Raw genomic sequence first — 15,334 nt, forward strand, 5'->3', positions numbered from 1 at the left:
CAACTCCTTCGCAAACACTAGAAAGCCCCGAATACGTTGATATTCGGGGCTTTCCAGTGGTTGTGCGAGGCCTTATTTCTCTACTAGCACTTTTACCGCAGGCGCAATTAGCTGCCCGGTGGTATTTAGCGCGCGCAGGTAGTAGAGCCCAGCTGGCAAGGCCTGCAGGTGTAGCCGCGTCTGGTGCTGAAATTGCTGCCGTACCACTACCCGGCCCTGGCTGTCCAGCAGGTGCAGGTGAACCAGTTGGCTGGGGTCAGGAAAGGAAACTGTGAGGACGTCACGGGCGGGAACCGGCGCGGCGGTCAGGGTAGCAGCGGGCGTGGCGCCTGCTACCCGTACCACGGCGGAGTAGTGCGCGGTGCCATCCAGATCCTGCTGCTGGAGACGGTAGTGAACAGGTGTGGTGGGAGCCGCTTCATCGGTGTAGCGGTAGGTAGCGGCTTGGGTGCTAGTGCCCCGGCCTGCCACGAAAGCTACCAACTGAAACGTGCGGCCCGCATCGAGGCTGCGCTGAACGGCGAAGCCCCGATTCTGCAGCTCCGTGGCGGTTTGCCAGCTCAGTTCCACGGCTGTCCCTTGGCGGCGGGCCCCGAAGAACGTTAGCTCTACCGGAAGCGGCCGGCTGGCAACCTGCACCTCAAAGCTGGAGGCCTGCGAAAACGTAATGACCAGCTGCCCGGTTGCGGCATCAAAGCTTGACGTAGTAACGCCAGGCCCGGTAACGGCGGCCCCGGAAGGCAGGCTGATGCGAAGCGTAGTAGCCCCGCTCACGTAGCCCGCGAATGACCTGGTAGCGGTTTGCTGCCAACTCATCGTGACCCGGCGCACGGACTGCAACAACAGGTGCGACCCGTAGCGCAATTGTGTCCCCTGATCCAGGAAGGCCTGAACCGGCATATCCACATCATCAACCGAAAGAAAGGTCAGCAGCGCATCAGAACTGATGGTCTGGGCCAGACCCGAGTTAGTAGTCAGCACCGTATCGGACTGGGTGAAGGCGGCATCCCGAAAACCATCGGTGGTAGTAGTTAGCGCGGCAGTAGCGGCCGTGCTGGTGGTCGTAATGAGGGCGGGAGTGGCGGCAGCAGTGCCAGGATAGAGGGCCGCTAGAAACTGCGTCTGGGCCGCCCCACTTTGGTCAACCAGCAGTGTGGTGTGGTTTTCGGGGGTGTTGTACACCAGCTCGTGCACGCCAGTAGCCGTGCGGTAGGTTGCGGCGGGGCTAGGCGTGGCAATGTGGGCCTGCAGGCGAGCCCCGTTTTTCTCCCAGCTGCCTTCGTGCTGAGCTAGGCTGCTCTGGAAGGTGCCGGTTTGGGCCGTGCCGTCGGCCAGCCCGTAGCCGTGCAACTGCCAGGTGTAGCGGCGCGGTGCGGCGGATTGCACAAAATCAGCCAATAGGTAATAGCGGTTCCGGATAAACAGCACCTTGCGGGTAACGGTAGCGTTCTGGTAAGTAGTCCGAGCTTCCCCGAAAGCCAGACCCGCCGCCGCGAAGGCCCGCGGCAAGGAGGTGCTAGCTTCGTTGGCCGCCCCAGCAGTACCCATCGCCGGACCGGCCCCGTCAATCAGCACTAGGTTGTGATTGGCGGCCTGGCCTACCTCTGCCCGGCGGTTAAAGCTTAGATAACCGGCATCGAGGGCCAGCAGCTGGCCCTGAGCGTGCAGAATAAAGCTGGTGGCGTCGGCTTGGTTGTGGCCTCCGGAGTTCGTTTGCACGGCTCCACTTTTACCGTACAGGTGCAAGTAGGTAGCGGCAGAATCGGGGCCGGCCTGCAGCACGAGGTTGCCGCTGTGGGGCAAGTGGGTGAGGGTAGGGCGGGAGCGTGGAGTTGGGGTGATTTGGGCGGCTAGGTAGGCGGCGCGCATATCCACGGTTACATCGCGCAGCTGGGCCGTAAGGGAATTGAGTTGCCCGGGCGCCAGGTGTTGCAGATGCAGGGGTACTACGTAGCGGCGCTTACCCGTGAGGGCCAGTTCTGGCATTCCCATGTCCACGTACGAATCCTCAAGGGCCGGAAAACGACCGTCTGGCATCAGAATGGCCGTTATCCACTCATAAAGCTGGTCGTAGCGCGGGTCGAAATACGGGTTGCGGATGCTGCGTGTGGTGCCGTTGTAAGTGCAGGAAAAACTAGCGTCCGGGGCGAAGTTGCCAAGGGCCCGAAAGAAGGGTAAGCAGTTCAAAAAGGCGTACTTGAAATAATACGGCCCTTCCGCGTACCCCGCTAAGGCTGCCGGGTCTGATTGACGCTGAGCATCTTCCCAAAGCACATTATCAATGTGGAAAAGCCCTGCGTTAATCCAGTTAACAGGTTGTTGGTTAATGTCGAGGCTGGTAGCGTCGTTAAGCACCACAGCCGCCATGCCCAGCGCGGCGGCTGTCATCAGAGTGTGGTTGTTCTTTACCTGCCGGTAAAAATACACTCCCAGAAAAGCCCGGTTCGACTCCCGGTATAGGTTGCCGGCAAATTGCTGAAGTTTGGCTTTGCTGACCAGCAACTGTGATTCTGGCACTCCCACGCCGCGCAGCAAATCGTAGGCAATGAGGTAATCAATTAGCTCCTTGGAGCGCCACTGCCACTCCGTGTAGGTGGTACCGGAAAAGCTGGCAAATGCTTCCACGGCGGGGTTAAGGCTTTCTAGTGCAGCAACCACTTGCTGCTGATATGCCGTGCGCTCGGAGGTAGGTAAGGCCGTTAGGGTGCCAGCGTCAGGCTTGCGGTCCATGAGCAGCACAAAGGCAGCATTCTTGGCGAAAGTGGCCCGGGCTCGTCGCCCATCCGCTGAGCTATTCTCACTGCCTGGACCCGCCGCAAGGCTGCCGTACACGCTTTCGTAGAGCGTCAGATTAGCCGGTTGCGCTATAAACTCCTGCCCCGCCGGAATAGCTGCCGCGGTGAGCAAGGTCCGGGGAAAGGTTGGGGTAGCTCCTGCGGGGTCCCAGCTACCGGTTTGCGCGTGAGCCGAGAAGATAAAAAAATAGAGAAAATGAAGTGCTAGTAAAAGTTTTCGTCTCAAAACTTATTATTGATTTAGTGCTAATTTTAGATCTGACTTCATAGGAAATTGGAGTTGTAATAGCTAAGCCACCAAAAGAGTTTCATCCTATTCTGAAATAAAGTTAGTTGATCAGAAGCCGTATAAACAGCGAGTCCATCCTATTCCGAAAATAGGATGGACTCACCCGCGTTGGGAAATAGCGGAACTTCGCGTATAAATAAAGTTTAATACTCGGTTTTGCCTTCGTGTTGCTCCCAGGCCCGGAAGCCAGCGCCAGCTTCCTCACGGAGTAATTCTACCATTGGGATATGGCGGGCAGACAAAGGCTTTTCCAATTCCTCATAAATAAATTGGTCATCGAAGCCTATAGCGGCCGCGTCCTGCTTTGTATTGCCGTAGAACACTCGACGGGGCCGGGCCCAGTAAATAGCTCCCAAACACATAGGGCACGGCTCGCAGCTGGTATATAGGTCGCACTCATCGAGCTGAAAAGTGCCTAAGGCCGTGCATGCTTTCCGAATGGCGTCTACTTCGGCGTGGCAGGTAGGGTCGTGGGTGCTCGTGACCTGGTTAAAGCCCCGGGCAATAATCTGACCGTCCTTAACCACTACGGCGCCAAAAGGTCCGCCGTAGCCGGCCTGCATTTTTTCAATTGACAGGCGAATTGCTTCGCGCATAAAGTCGGGGTTGGGCGCTTCCATAGAACGGGCTTCAAAGGGTGAGGAAAACTGACTTACCGGTTAGCCCGGCCAAAAACTGCGCAAAATACAGCTTGTGGAATTCTTCACCACCTAAGTGCCACGAAATAGAGGATGCAAACGAGCCTTTGTTACCTGCTAGTTTACTCCTATGCAAGTGCATTAAATTTTTGGCTACCCATGCAACCCCGACCCCAGTTGCCCGACTCTGTATCGTGTAGACACATAAATACTATTCCTCACTCAGAATAGCTGTTACGGTAAAAGAGAAATCTGGCCCGGAATTTGATGTTCTGAGAAATGAAAGAATAGTTTTTTAGGTGTTTTGGTTGTGGAAGAGGGAGCGAATTTTATTCGCTCTTTCTTTTTGTCCATTTCTGAGCAATAGAGGCTGTTTTTGACCGTTTCAACCTCATTTCCTGTACCACGTCTTTTTCGCTCGTGACAGGAAAATAGCCTAAAACCGGGGTTTCCTGTCACAAGAAATCGTTTCCCGTACCAGCGTAGGTTTCCTGTCCCGACGTTATCCACAGGGTAGGAGTAGAAAAAAACAAAGAAGCCTACACCAACGGCATAGGCTTCTCAAATCAAACAAACAACATGGGTACTCCATGTTATCTGAAACAAAGGTACCGCTAAGATTCGGTAGCCGGTAGTTCTTCCAGATCGGTAGCTAGAAACGCTCCTAGCTCTGTGTGTAACCTTTTCAGGTACTCGTGAAGGTCTTGCTGCTGTTGATCATTTAGCTTCGCTCTGCGGGCAGGATTTAGCATATCGGCTAACGTGGTTCGATGCACCCCAACGTATTCCGCTATGGCGGCTATGTTAATGCCCCAGCGGGCTAGAAAGTCTCGTACTAGATCTGGTTTCATAGGCTTCAATGAGCGTGAAGAGTGTAGTTACCTCTATTGCTTGTTCATCCTGAATAAACTGCTGTAAAAATAGACCATCCCACAACGTAAGCTTGCGGCTAATGGATAGGGCTTCTATCCAGAGGCTATCATGCAGCAACGTTATTTGTGTATCTAATTGGACTAACTCCAATAATAAGGTTTTTGTGGTGGTAAGCATGTAGTGAAAATTTCGGCGTGAAAAATTCACTGAGGCAAGTAAATGATGAGCGTGATTAATAAATACTCAGTGTAATTGATTGGCTATTATGCGGCAAGTAAGCGTTCTATCTTACTTGCGCGGGAAACATCCTTTAGCAAGGACTTAACATCATTCCATTTCATCTCGTGTATACTTCTACCATCATAGACGTTATAGGTCATGCTACCATTCTGCCATATTTTGTATACTTCACCTTGCACTAGATCTACTTTAATATCATAATAAGAATAGCTTGAGCTTTTAGATTCAAACTCAGAATAAGCGCACCAATCCGCATCTACAATAGATCCAGTGTTAGAATCCCAGCTCAGAATATGTTGAGCTGTGTTGCCTTTCATAATACTGGTACCCGGGTATTTACGCACACTTTCAGCAATAGTATACGTGCGCTTCGCAAGGGGTGCTTTGCTATTCATCCAAGCTTGTTTAAAGCCAGCGGATAAGCGTTCACGATAGCTGCCAGTAGCTAATGTTTTCGCAATAGCGTGTGCATTTTTAGCAATATCAGCACGTTTGATTTTTTCAGCAGGTGACATAATGAGTAGCTGTTAAAGTGGTGGTTGGTTTTGACTATACAAATGTACGACACTCAACGTACTAATGTCAAGAATTTTGTAAAATATTTTTGAAAAAAGTTTTGAAATGTGAGAGTATATTTTAGAGATGTGAGAATATAGTATCCATTGATAATAAAAATGCCTCTCCGTTAAATCGGAGAGGCATTTTCTATTTACTTGGTTTTAATGTAGCGGTGTCGTAGCGGGTGTTCTTTATCTTCCCAAATAACCGCTTTTGGATACTCTTGCACCACCAGCTTCAGTAGTTTCTTCTCTGTGGCTTGCTGGTGTGACGCTTGCAGTGTGCTTACTATATGTCCTTCGTTAGCCTTAATTCTATCGGGTTGTGCATTAAAATGCATGAATGCTAACCCCTCTTTTAACTCACTGCTGAAAACAAAGCAGAATCTTGTCATGACTTTATTTCTTTATTTGGTTAGCAACATACAAGGCACGGTATTGATCGTACACCATTTTCAGAAGCGTTAATTCATCAATGGTTAATCCTTCGCTTTCTAAACCAAGATCCCATTCCAGATCATTTACTGATGCTGTTGGTAAGTCTCGCTGTGCATGTTGATCCGCAATTGCACAAGCATTGGTGAGGTTGACATAAAAGCTGGAAGTAGTCATGTTGTTGTTTGTTTGATGGTAGGGTAGGAGAGTGAGGGAAAAGAAAGGGGAGCCGCTGCTTGTGCCAGCTCCCGTTTTCTTAGTTTAGCTTCGCTTTTATTTCAATCTGTGTGTTAAATTCTTTTTCGCCCAAAAACCATTGAAATTTTTTCTGAAATACTGCTTGCTGAACATTCATTACTCGCAAGACCTGATTCAAATGGTTTTTCGTGGTTTTCGTTTCCCAGCCGCCGTTCGCTAGGCGGATCGTATCGGTGTCTAAGTCAATTAGTGCAATTCTGGTAGAATAGAAGTAAACTTCCAGACTGCGTTCAAATTGCTTGATTACTAGGTTTCTTTTGGCTCCAAAGGCTTCTTTAAGTTTGCGAGTCCAGTAGCGAACCGTGAAGCTGATTTCTGAGGTTTCTCTTACAATTTTCATGTTGTTTGTTTGTTGGTGCTGCTTTTCAGCAGCGGTTGTAGGGTCGGAATGTCAAAGAGCAAGCAGTAGCAGAAGTGCCGAGTGCCTTTCTGATGATTCAAATGTACGTCATATGTCGTACAATACAATACACTTGTATGTTTTATGTAAAAATATTTTTCAGTGAATAAAAAAAGCCTACCCTGTTAGGAGTAGGCTTTGGGGTAGAGTGAAGATATTTATAGTTGCTCAGTGAGCTTCAAAAGTTCTGTCTGAATGCTCTTGCGACCTATTTTGTAGTAGGTATCCCCTTGTTGTATCATCTTCAAGTAAAGCATCTGATAGCGTTCCTGTGTGCTTACTATACAATGTGTATCACAGTTAATTAACACCATCTGATATCCTTGTGCCTCAGCTTCTAGAATAGTGGAGATAGCTTCAAAACCATCATAGAATAAATGTTCACCGTACCAGCATTTCGTTTCGTTTTCGGCTTCGTGCATCTTGAAACGGGGATTCATCAGAGCATCTTTCTGTTCGTTAGTTAGCTGTACCATGTTGTTTGTTTGTTAGTAGTTAAAGAACAATACAAATGTACGACATATGACGTACAATACAATAGTCGGATAGAAAAAAGTGAAAATATTTTTCAATGCTGTTGGTAAGTGTTGAAAAAATGAAATATAACAGCATGATATATAGGATATAGAAATTAATCCTATTGATGATTGAATTAAAGAATACGCCTACAACACTGATGGATGTTGATGCATCTAGTAGACGTGTAGAAATACGTCTTGCTGAGCATCTAACGGTAGATTCTCATAATGATAGATTTCAAAAAGGAGCGTGGGCAAAGACAATTAGTGAATCAAGCTACATTCCTTTCTTATGGAACCATGATGCATCAAAAATACCGGCTGGTTTATTTGATGTAAAAGAGTTTCGCGAAGATGAGTTTGGTCTACGTGGTGTAGCGAAGCTAGATAATAATAGAACGGCTGATGAAATCCTAGATGGATATAAATCAGGGTCTATTAATCAGCACAGTGTAGGCTTCTACACGATGCAGAAGAAAATGGCTGATAATGGAGTACGCATTATCACGGAAGCCAAGCTAGTAGAAGGTTCAGCCGTAGTATTTGGCTCTAATCCAAATACTCCCTTTTTAGGCTTTAAATCTGCTGATCCACTAGAAGTATTAGAAGAAATAAAGGAGCGTTCTGAACGCTTTACTAAAGCTATATCCGTTGGCAATCTAACGGATGAAGCACGGCATAGGCTTGCAATTGAACATGCCATAATTACTAAGTCACTATTTGATATTAATGAATCACTCAAGGCTAAAGAGCCGGAAGTTATTTCCACTCCTGAACTAGTGCTTGAGCCGGTGGTAGATATGAAGATGCGTGAATTAGCTGAGCTATCTAAAGCTTGGAAAAATATAAAATAAAAATATCCTAATTATTAATGGAACATGAAGTTAAATCTGCAATTGAAATTGCTAATGAAATTAAGTCTGATGTAACCAAGCAAGTTAATTCAGTACAGGAAAAAATTAATGCTGATCTACAACTAGTTCAGAAATCAATTGACGCTGTTGCTGCTGAGCAAAAGCGTTCTGCTATGAGCAATGCTCAGGTAGAAGTTAAAAGCCTAGAAACTGTAGTAGCTGAAAAGACTGCTGAGATCAAATCACTTGTTAAAGGTGGTAAAGCAGTAGAAGTTAAGGCTCCTGTTGATATGCTACGTGGCAACACAGGTGTATCTACCAGCCAAAATGATATTTCTCGTGGTGGTTATATCCAACAGCCTAACCGTCTTACTCACGTTCGCGACTTTATGCGTATCGGTAAATTGGCTACCCCTACCTACGTATATGATCGTGAGTTGCTACCTGAAGGTAAGCCAGCGCTAACCGCTGAAGGTACCCGCAAGCCTAAAGTGAGCTTCAAGACAGAGCCGGTTACGGCAAACGGCGCTAAGCTTGCCATGCACTACAAGGTTTCCACTGAAACCGCCCATGATGCACCTGCTCTAACCTACAGCTTCCAAGGTAAAGGTGTGGAGATGGTTCTAGTAGAAGAGGATGCTCAGCTATTGTACGGTTCTGGTGCTAATGGTGAGATCCAAGGTCTTTTCCCGCTTGCTATTCCTTTCAACGCTGGTTCCTTGCGCGTAAGCAACGCTCAAACCATTGACGTTATCCGCGCTGCTGTGAATCAGGTGCGCAAGAGCATGTACCGCGCTAACGTGGTATTCATGCATCCTGACGATGTAACCGCACTAGAGCTAACCAAAGATGCTGATGGTCGCTACATCCTGCCTAACATCTTCACTTCTGGTGTTAACCAAGTTAGTCGTATCCAGATTGCCGAGATTGACGCAATGAATCCCGGTGAGTTCTTGGTAGCTAACCTTGATCTAGCGGTAGAAACCTTCATGATTGAAGACCTATCTATCAAGATTTCAGATAGCAACGAAGATGATTTTGTGACTAACAAAATCACCGTAGTTATCGAAGAGCGTTTGCTACAGGCGGTTGTTCGTCCCTCAGCATTGGTAAAAGGCACGTTTGCTGCTGCTAAAGCTGCTTTGTCTGCTGCTCCTGTTGCTCCTGCTGCTTCTTAATTAATTTAAAATAATAATTATCTAATGAAAATGATTGCTAAAACTTCCTTCTACTACCGTTCAGAAATGTGGGTAGCAGGTGAAGTAAAAGACGTAACAGCTCACATAGCGAACGAATTGAAGCAAGCGAATTTAGTAGATGATGCAAAAGGTGAAATAGAAGGGGTATTACCCCCTTCTATTCAGCCTAATTTTGAATCAATTATTAATGAGCCTATTCACGCTAAACGTGAAACCAAACCAACTACCAAAAAGGTAGAAAAGAAGTAATTATTGAATGCCTATTCTACTTAATCCTATTGAACCTGTATCAATTGAACTATTCAAAGCCTACTCTAAGCTAATTGCGGCTGAAGACTCAGCTTTGATTGAACTATTCATACGTGCAGCTAGAGAAAAAGCTGAAAAGTATACCAACGTTGATTATATCAGCAAAGTAAAGTCTAAGACCTTTTCCATTCTGGATAAGTTAACTATTCCTACGGCTGATATTCTCAGTGTTAGTGGTGTATTTACCAGTGTGGATGAATTAGAAAACGGCTATACTAATTATGTAGAATATTTAAAAGGTAGCATTATTGAAAGGAGCCTACCGATTGATTATGCTTTTGCACCTAGCTATACCATTACCTACGGTGTAGAAATACATCCTGAAGATGTACCGGCTGCTGTGAAAATAGCTATTGCTAAAATTGCTGCTGATCTCTATGAGAATAGAGAAAACAGTACCAATGAAACCAATAAAGAGCTTAGTATCAGTTTTAAAACGCTGCTAGCTCCTTATAGAAAACTAAGTAGGGTGTAATGAGTGCAGCGGGTAAGTTTAGAGAGGTTATCACCATCATAACACCTGCATCTGTTACTACTACGGATGCATTGGGCACAATAGCGGTATCCACTGCTACCAGCGTAACCCGTTGGGCGGCTGTGGAGATGCTGCCAGCAAAAGAGGAATTAGTAGATGGGAAAGTGATCTATCATCAACCTTACCAATTCACCTTGCGCTATGATGCTGCAATTACTCCTATGCAGCGTTTAGAATGGAAGGGTAAGAAGATCAGTATTACTAGTGTAAGATTTAATAAGAACTATACAGAAATATATTTAAACGGAATTGAGCGCAACAGTTAAACTAGAAGGTGCTGATAATTTATCAACTAAATTAAAAGCGTGGGCTACCAGAAGTAAGCAGAAGGTACAAGCGGAAGTAGCCTCTACCTTATTAGCTATTGAATCAGATGCTAAGAAATTAGCTCCTGTTGATAGCGGTTACTTGCGTAGCTCTATTCATGCCAATATAAAAGGTGCCTACGCTGGTAGTGTTACAGCTAGCGCGGAGTATGCGGTATGGGTTGAATTTGGTAATGGTCGTAACACGCCACAACCATTCTTATATCCAGCGTACCACATGCATAAAGAAGCCTTTCTACGCAATGTGAAAGCAGCTATAAAATTTAAATAAGTAAGCGTGTTTGATCCAGATATTGAAGTACAAAAAGCCATTTATGCAGCCGTAACTACTCCTGTAATTACGCTTGGTGATCAAGTGGTTCCGGTATACTCTCACGTACCCTCAACCGCTTCAGCTCCTTATATCTTACTGAGTCAAGTATCAACCGCTGCTACCAGTGGTGCTATGGCGTGTAAATATGCAGAGTGTGTATTTCAATTAACTATTCTCACATCCTTTCCTGATCCCGGTATTGCCTATGATCTACCTATCTACACAATTAGTGGACAAGTAGTTAATGCATTGGATGGTAAGAAGTTACCTCTTGCTGATGGGTACAGTATGCGTCCCTTAGTGGTTGATTATAAGCGTAATGCAAGCCGATATAACAATAATTCTTTAGAGGTTTTGCGATATATACGAGTAAAGACAATTGTCTTTAAAAACAAATAAAAATAATTATTAACTAATGATTAATGAAGTTATTGGAACTGAAGTTGCGATTAAAGTAAACTCTAAAACTTTAGGTTGCGCTGAATCAGCAAACTTTTCAACCAAGTTTGATATGGTTGATGTAAGCTGCATGGGTAGCAAAGGATTTAAAACGCAAAAGCCCGGCGCTGAATCATGGGATGGTAGTATCTCTGCTGTTTTCCGTGTAATTAATGGGGATGATGCTGCTACTAACGTAAGCATGAAGGATATGTACACCATCTTGCGTAGCAAAACCCTGTTTGATATTGAATATGAATTAGGTGGTTTGGATGGTGAGGTTTTCACTTCAAAAGCATATTTGACCAACGTAGATATCAGCATTCCTAAAGATGGTGCTGTTACGTGGACTGCTAACTTGGTAGGCGCTGCTCCTTTGGTAATGGAAGCATAATCTAACTATATACGTTATAAAATAATTATTATAGATGGAGATTGTAGAACGTGGTTTCGGCACAATGACTATTGGTGGTAAAGAGCGTGGATTTCATATTGGTACCTATCAAGCTAAATTATTTTGCAAGGTTCGTAATATTGAACTACGTACTTACGTAGATGAGATTGGTAAGTTTACTTTTGAAAACAATATGGAGAATAATGTATGGATCAATGATTACTTGTATTCAGCTCTTGCAGCGTATGATACATTTAAAGATCAGGTTATTGATTATACGCCTGTTACAGTATGCTTTTGGTCTGATATGGCTGGACCGGAAGAAATTGCCAAATTATTTGAAGTAATGGCTGCAATGAAGCGTGATACGCCAAAAAAGTCGGAAGCGTAAAACCTACAAGCGATAATCAACAAGAAAGCGCACCAGAACCAGAAGATGAGTATTCTGGTAGCTGGTGCGCTTTTTTAGATTATGCCTGTGGGGAAGTTGGTATACGCGAAGACGAAATATGGCACATGACATGGAATGAATACCAACGCCGTGTCAATGGATATAATATTAAACAGTGGCATAAATGGGATAGAACCCGACGCATTGCAACGGAAACGTATAATCACATGCGTCAAAAGCCTTTGCATTATAGAGATTATATCACACTGCCTACGGACTATGAGGATATTGAAAAGGAAAACGCTAGAAAAATTGCGGCTAGCATAGCTCTTTATGAAAAAATGAAAGCGAAGGGGCGCATATAAAAATAAGAATTATGAATAGTGGATTTAGAACAATTAGCAATCGTTATCAATGCTAGAATTGATGGATTTGAAGCCGGAATAAAGCAAGCGGAAAAAGGCTTAGGCAGATTAGCGGAAGGAGCTAAGAATACAGGTGCAAGCCTGACTACCTATGTAACAGCACCACTTGGTTTACTCTCTTATGCAGCCATTAAAACAACGGCTGATATCCAAGGCTTAGAGCAAGGTTTCAAAGCGGTTTACAAGGGAGCTGGTGATGTAGGCACAGAGATTAAGAAAACGCTTGAAATAGCCAAGCTACCGGGGCTTGGCTTGAAGGAAGCGCTACAAGGGGCTACCAACCTGCAAGCGGCTGGATTCAGCGCCAAAGAAGCTAGAACCATGCTCCTAGCCTTTGGTGGTGCATTGGCTACCGTAGGCAAGGGGAAAGCGGAACTGGATAGAGTGAATACCGCACTCGTGCAGATCAGCAACTCAAGTACGGTGATGCAGCAGGACTTGAACCAGCTCAAGGATGCATTACCGCAAATTGGTACGGTCATGAAACAAGCCTTTGGCGCTAGCAATGCGGAAGGATTGCGCAAAGCCGGTATTACGAGTAAGGAGTTTGTAGAGAGGATTACCGAAGAGTTTGGTAAGCTGCCCAAAGTCACTGGTGGGTTAAAGAATGCATTGGAGAACTTATCGGATGCAGGTACGCTAGCACTCAGCAAGCTTGGTGATTCTGCTAACAATGCGCTAGGCTTAGAAGAACTGGCTAATAATGTCAGCGCCAGTGTTACCAACCTTGCGGAAACCTTCGCTTCACTTGATCCAGCGACACAGAAGCTTATTCTTGGCTTTGCCGGGGTAGCGGCGGGTGCTGGTCCGGTGCTGTTTGCCGTTGGTTCGCTTGGTAAAGCCATACCTGTAGCCGTTGAAGGCTTTAAAGCGCTGCAAGGGGCTGGTACGTTGCTCTACACTAGTCTTGGTCCCGTTGGTATTGCCTTAGCAGCGGTATCCGCTGCACTCGTGTACTATGTGGCAACCAGTAAATCAGCTACCGACGAGTTTAAGGAGAGTGCCAAGAGTGCTGATGAGTTAGGCAACCAGTTGAATCCACTACTCAAGCGCTATGATGAGCTGAGCAAGAAAGCGAAGCTTACGGCTGATGAGCAAGTAAACCTGAAAGAGACTATTCAGAGAATAGGAGAGGTAACACCGGGAGCTATTACCGCTACAGATGAATATGGTAATACCATGCAGATCAGTACCGGAAAGGCAAAGCAGTACCTCAAAGTGTTGCAGGATATTGCGAAGGAAAAAGCAGCAACCGCTTTACCAGATCTGAAAGTTAATTATGATGATTTGGTTAAGCGTAGCAAGCAAGCCAAAGCGGAATTAGATAAGCTGGATAAGCAGCGTGTGATTACTACTCCTAGATTTAACAGTCAAGGTATCCAGTTACCAGATCAGAAAATTACGGCTGAAAGTCCTGATGGTATTGCATACCGCAAGCAATTAACGAACCGGGTGAATCTAACTAAGAAAGCCGAATTAGAAGCACTGAATGAGGTTAACAAGGCACGTAAAACGATTGGTTTAGCTCCTATAGTTGATGCTGAGGATAAGCGTGAACAAGCCATTATTGAAGCTGCTAAGAAAAAGGATAAAGCTATTCTGGATTCCAGAGCTGCTTTAGAAGCGGATATTAAGAAGCTGGAAGAGGAAACCGATAAACTAAGCAAAGAACGTGATGCTGAGCAAATTGCCTCTAACAATAAATTGGTAGCTGCTAAAAAGGCGCAGATCAAGGAAATTGATGAACTAGGTGTTGGCTCTAAATCGGATGCGAAGAAAGCAGCGAAAGAAATATCTGATTTAGCAAAGGCACATGATGATTTCAGAGATGGATTACGTAAAGTAAATAATGAGTTTAAATTACAAGGTGATGCGTATGATGTAGCCGGTGAAAAAGCGAAGGTGTATAAAACCTACATGGATCGTTTGATTGAATTAGATAAAACAGGTAGGGTGGAAAAATCACCTGAGTTTACCGCCGCTAGCACTGAGTACAAGAACCTGATCCAGCTAAGCCAAGAATATAACGACAACGTTAAATTCAGAGAAATCTTCTTAGATGCGGAACGCTCTATTGCGCTAACCGCTGAGCAAATGCAAGCGCTTGGTAAAACGGCTGATGATGCGCAAGAGAAGGTTAAGATTCTGGAATCTCAGTTAGCACAATCCTTACAAGCCGCTGAAAGGCTGAAGAAAGAAGGTGCTGAAGAAAATGACCGCTATCTACAAGCTGAGATTGAACAAGCCAAGGAACTACAAGCTGAGTTAGAGAAAGCACGAGTAGCCGCCGCACAAGCTAAACGTGATGCTTCTGCTGATCAATTGCTAGAGGGGCTAAATGGGGATACCCAACCCAAAACCAAACCTTCTGGCTTCTTTGGTAAGGTTGCACAAACCGCTACAGGTGGTGGTAATTCATTTGAAGATTTAGCCACTGGTAAGGCACAATCTGAGTTAGAGGAACGCATTAGAAAGAGTCAGGATGCTATCCGAGATATGCAGAGTAACGGCACATCTGATGCACAGATCAAGCAAGCCAAAGATGCGCTAGCCGGTCTGAAAGGAGAACTGGATTTGACTGATGTATATGCGGGTGCCGCGCAGCAAGCATCTGATTCATTAGGTCAGATTGGGTTTGTGATTGTAGAAGGCATTGGTAACATTGTGTCTGGTCAAATGTCCGTTGCTGATGGTCTGAAAAGCATTTTCGGCAAGACCTTAACCATTATCGGAAACTTCATGAAGGACTTTGGTAAGCAGCTTCTCTTGCTTGGTGCCGGACACGTTGCGTTAGGTATTGCGTCTGGTAATCCGGCAATGGTAGCCGCCGGAGGCTATGAACTGGTAGCCGGTGGTGCCTTGGCTCTAGCCGGTACACTGGTATCTATTGGTGGTTCGGCTATCACGCCTAGCAGCGGTGGTATGTCTGCTCCAACTACCAGCGCCTATAAGGCTCCTGATTCTGTTACCTCTACCAAGGAGAACCAGAACGTGAAGATCATTGTGGAATTTAAAGAGGCTCAAGTAGATATTGAACCAAATAAATTACGCGTAGTGATGGGGGTAGATGAATACAGATTAACGAATTACCGCTAACAAAAAGGCTCCCGTAGGAGCCTTTTTTATTGCTTTACCTGCTAGAATATA

17 protein-coding genes are annotated in these 15,334 nt (G+C 45.6%); 10 read left to right on the forward strand and 7 right to left on the reverse strand.

Annotated features, from left to right (window positions below; translation table 11 throughout):
• Positions 1 to 72 precede the first annotated feature (72 nt).
• From MWH26_RS06310 to MWH26_RS06340, 7 genes are all read right to left on the reverse strand, one after another.
• Entirely contained in the window at positions 73 to 3,021 is a 2,949-nt protein-coding gene (locus MWH26_RS06310; RefSeq protein ID WP_247976528.1) for a heparinase II/III domain-containing protein, read from the reverse strand.
• Positions 3,022 to 3,227: 206 nt separating this feature from the next.
• Positions 3,228 to 3,704 (reverse strand): nucleoside deaminase, encoded by a 477-nt coding sequence (locus MWH26_RS06315; RefSeq protein WP_244695800.1) that lies wholly within the window; start codon positions 3,702 to 3,704, stop codon positions 3,228 to 3,230.
• A 252-nt stretch (positions 3,705 to 3,956) separates the two neighbouring features.
• A complete protein-coding gene (locus MWH26_RS06320) occupies positions 3,957 to 4,232 on the reverse strand; it encodes a hypothetical protein (RefSeq protein WP_247976529.1) in 276 nt (91 codons plus the stop codon).
• Between the two features lie 626 nt (positions 4,233 to 4,858).
• Positions 4,859 to 5,350 (reverse strand): hypothetical protein, encoded by a 492-nt coding sequence (locus tag MWH26_RS06325; RefSeq protein ID WP_247976530.1) that lies wholly within the window; start codon positions 5,348 to 5,350, stop codon positions 4,859 to 4,861.
• A gap of 441 nt (positions 5,351 to 5,791) precedes the next feature.
• Complete coding sequence (locus MWH26_RS06330; RefSeq protein WP_247976531.1) at positions 5,792 to 6,004, reverse strand: hypothetical protein; 213 nt, start codon at positions 6,002 to 6,004, stop codon at positions 5,792 to 5,794.
• A 79-nt stretch (positions 6,005 to 6,083) separates the two neighbouring features.
• Positions 6,084 to 6,425 carry a hypothetical protein gene (locus MWH26_RS06335; protein ID WP_247976532.1) on the reverse strand — a complete coding sequence of 114 codons (342 nt, stop codon included), beginning with the start codon at positions 6,423 to 6,425 and terminating at the stop codon, positions 6,084 to 6,086.
• Between the two features lie 218 nt (positions 6,426 to 6,643).
• Complete coding sequence (locus MWH26_RS06340; RefSeq protein WP_247976533.1) at positions 6,644 to 6,961, reverse strand: hypothetical protein; 318 nt, start codon at positions 6,959 to 6,961, stop codon at positions 6,644 to 6,646.
• Between the two features lie 167 nt (positions 6,962 to 7,128).
• Between MWH26_RS06340 and MWH26_RS06345 the strand changes: the two genes are divergently transcribed.
• The 10 genes from MWH26_RS06345 to MWH26_RS06390 all read left to right on the forward strand — a co-directional run bounded on the left by MWH26_RS06345 (position 7,129) and on the right by MWH26_RS06390 (position 15,283).
• A complete protein-coding gene (locus tag MWH26_RS06345) occupies positions 7,129 to 7,857 on the forward strand; it encodes an HK97 family phage prohead protease (protein WP_247976534.1) in 729 nt (242 codons plus the stop codon).
• A 17-nt stretch (positions 7,858 to 7,874) separates the two neighbouring features.
• Positions 7,875 to 9,035 carry a phage major capsid protein gene (locus tag MWH26_RS06350; protein WP_247976535.1) on the forward strand — a complete coding sequence of 387 codons (1,161 nt, stop codon included), beginning with the start codon at positions 7,875 to 7,877 and terminating at the stop codon, positions 9,033 to 9,035.
• A 30-nt stretch (positions 9,036 to 9,065) separates the two neighbouring features.
• The gene (locus MWH26_RS06355) at positions 9,066 to 9,305 is read left to right on the forward strand and encodes a hypothetical protein (RefSeq protein WP_247976536.1); all 240 of its coding nucleotides are present in this window, start codon (positions 9,066 to 9,068) and stop codon (positions 9,303 to 9,305) included.
• A gap of 7 nt (positions 9,306 to 9,312) precedes the next feature.
• Positions 9,313 to 9,840 (forward strand): head-tail connector protein, encoded by a 528-nt coding sequence (locus MWH26_RS06360; RefSeq protein ID WP_247976537.1) that lies wholly within the window; start codon positions 9,313 to 9,315, stop codon positions 9,838 to 9,840.
• On the forward strand, positions 9,840 to 10,166 hold the full coding sequence (locus tag MWH26_RS06365; protein WP_247976538.1) for a phage head closure protein: 327 nt from the start codon (positions 9,840 to 9,842) through the stop codon (positions 10,164 to 10,166). The genes MWH26_RS06360 and MWH26_RS06365 overlap by 1 nt, the downstream gene beginning before the upstream one ends.
• Complete coding sequence (locus tag MWH26_RS06370; RefSeq protein ID WP_247976539.1) at positions 10,150 to 10,497, forward strand: HK97-gp10 family putative phage morphogenesis protein; 348 nt, start codon at positions 10,150 to 10,152, stop codon at positions 10,495 to 10,497. The genes MWH26_RS06365 and MWH26_RS06370 overlap by 17 nt, the downstream gene beginning before the upstream one ends.
• 6 nt (positions 10,498 to 10,503) lie before the next feature.
• On the forward strand, positions 10,504 to 10,938 hold the full coding sequence (gp17, locus tag MWH26_RS06375; protein WP_247976540.1) for a tail completion protein gp17: 435 nt from the start codon (positions 10,504 to 10,506) through the stop codon (positions 10,936 to 10,938).
• Positions 10,939 to 10,954: 16 nt separating this feature from the next.
• Positions 10,955 to 11,371 (forward strand): phage tail protein, encoded by a 417-nt coding sequence (locus MWH26_RS06380; RefSeq protein WP_247976541.1) that lies wholly within the window; start codon positions 10,955 to 10,957, stop codon positions 11,369 to 11,371.
• 34 nt (positions 11,372 to 11,405) lie between these two features.
• Complete coding sequence (locus MWH26_RS06385; protein WP_247976542.1) at positions 11,406 to 11,762, forward strand: hypothetical protein; 357 nt, start codon at positions 11,406 to 11,408, stop codon at positions 11,760 to 11,762.
• Between the two features lie 383 nt (positions 11,763 to 12,145).
• Positions 12,146 to 15,283, forward strand: coding sequence for a tape measure protein (locus MWH26_RS06390; protein ID WP_247976543.1), 3,138 nt, complete (start codon positions 12,146 to 12,148; stop codon positions 15,281 to 15,283).
• The last annotated feature ends 51 nt before the right edge of the window (positions 15,284 to 15,334 follow it).

This window comes from Hymenobacter sublimis (assembly GCF_023101345.1).
Lineage (GTDB): Bacteria > Bacteroidota > Bacteroidia > Cytophagales > Hymenobacteraceae > Hymenobacter > Hymenobacter sublimis.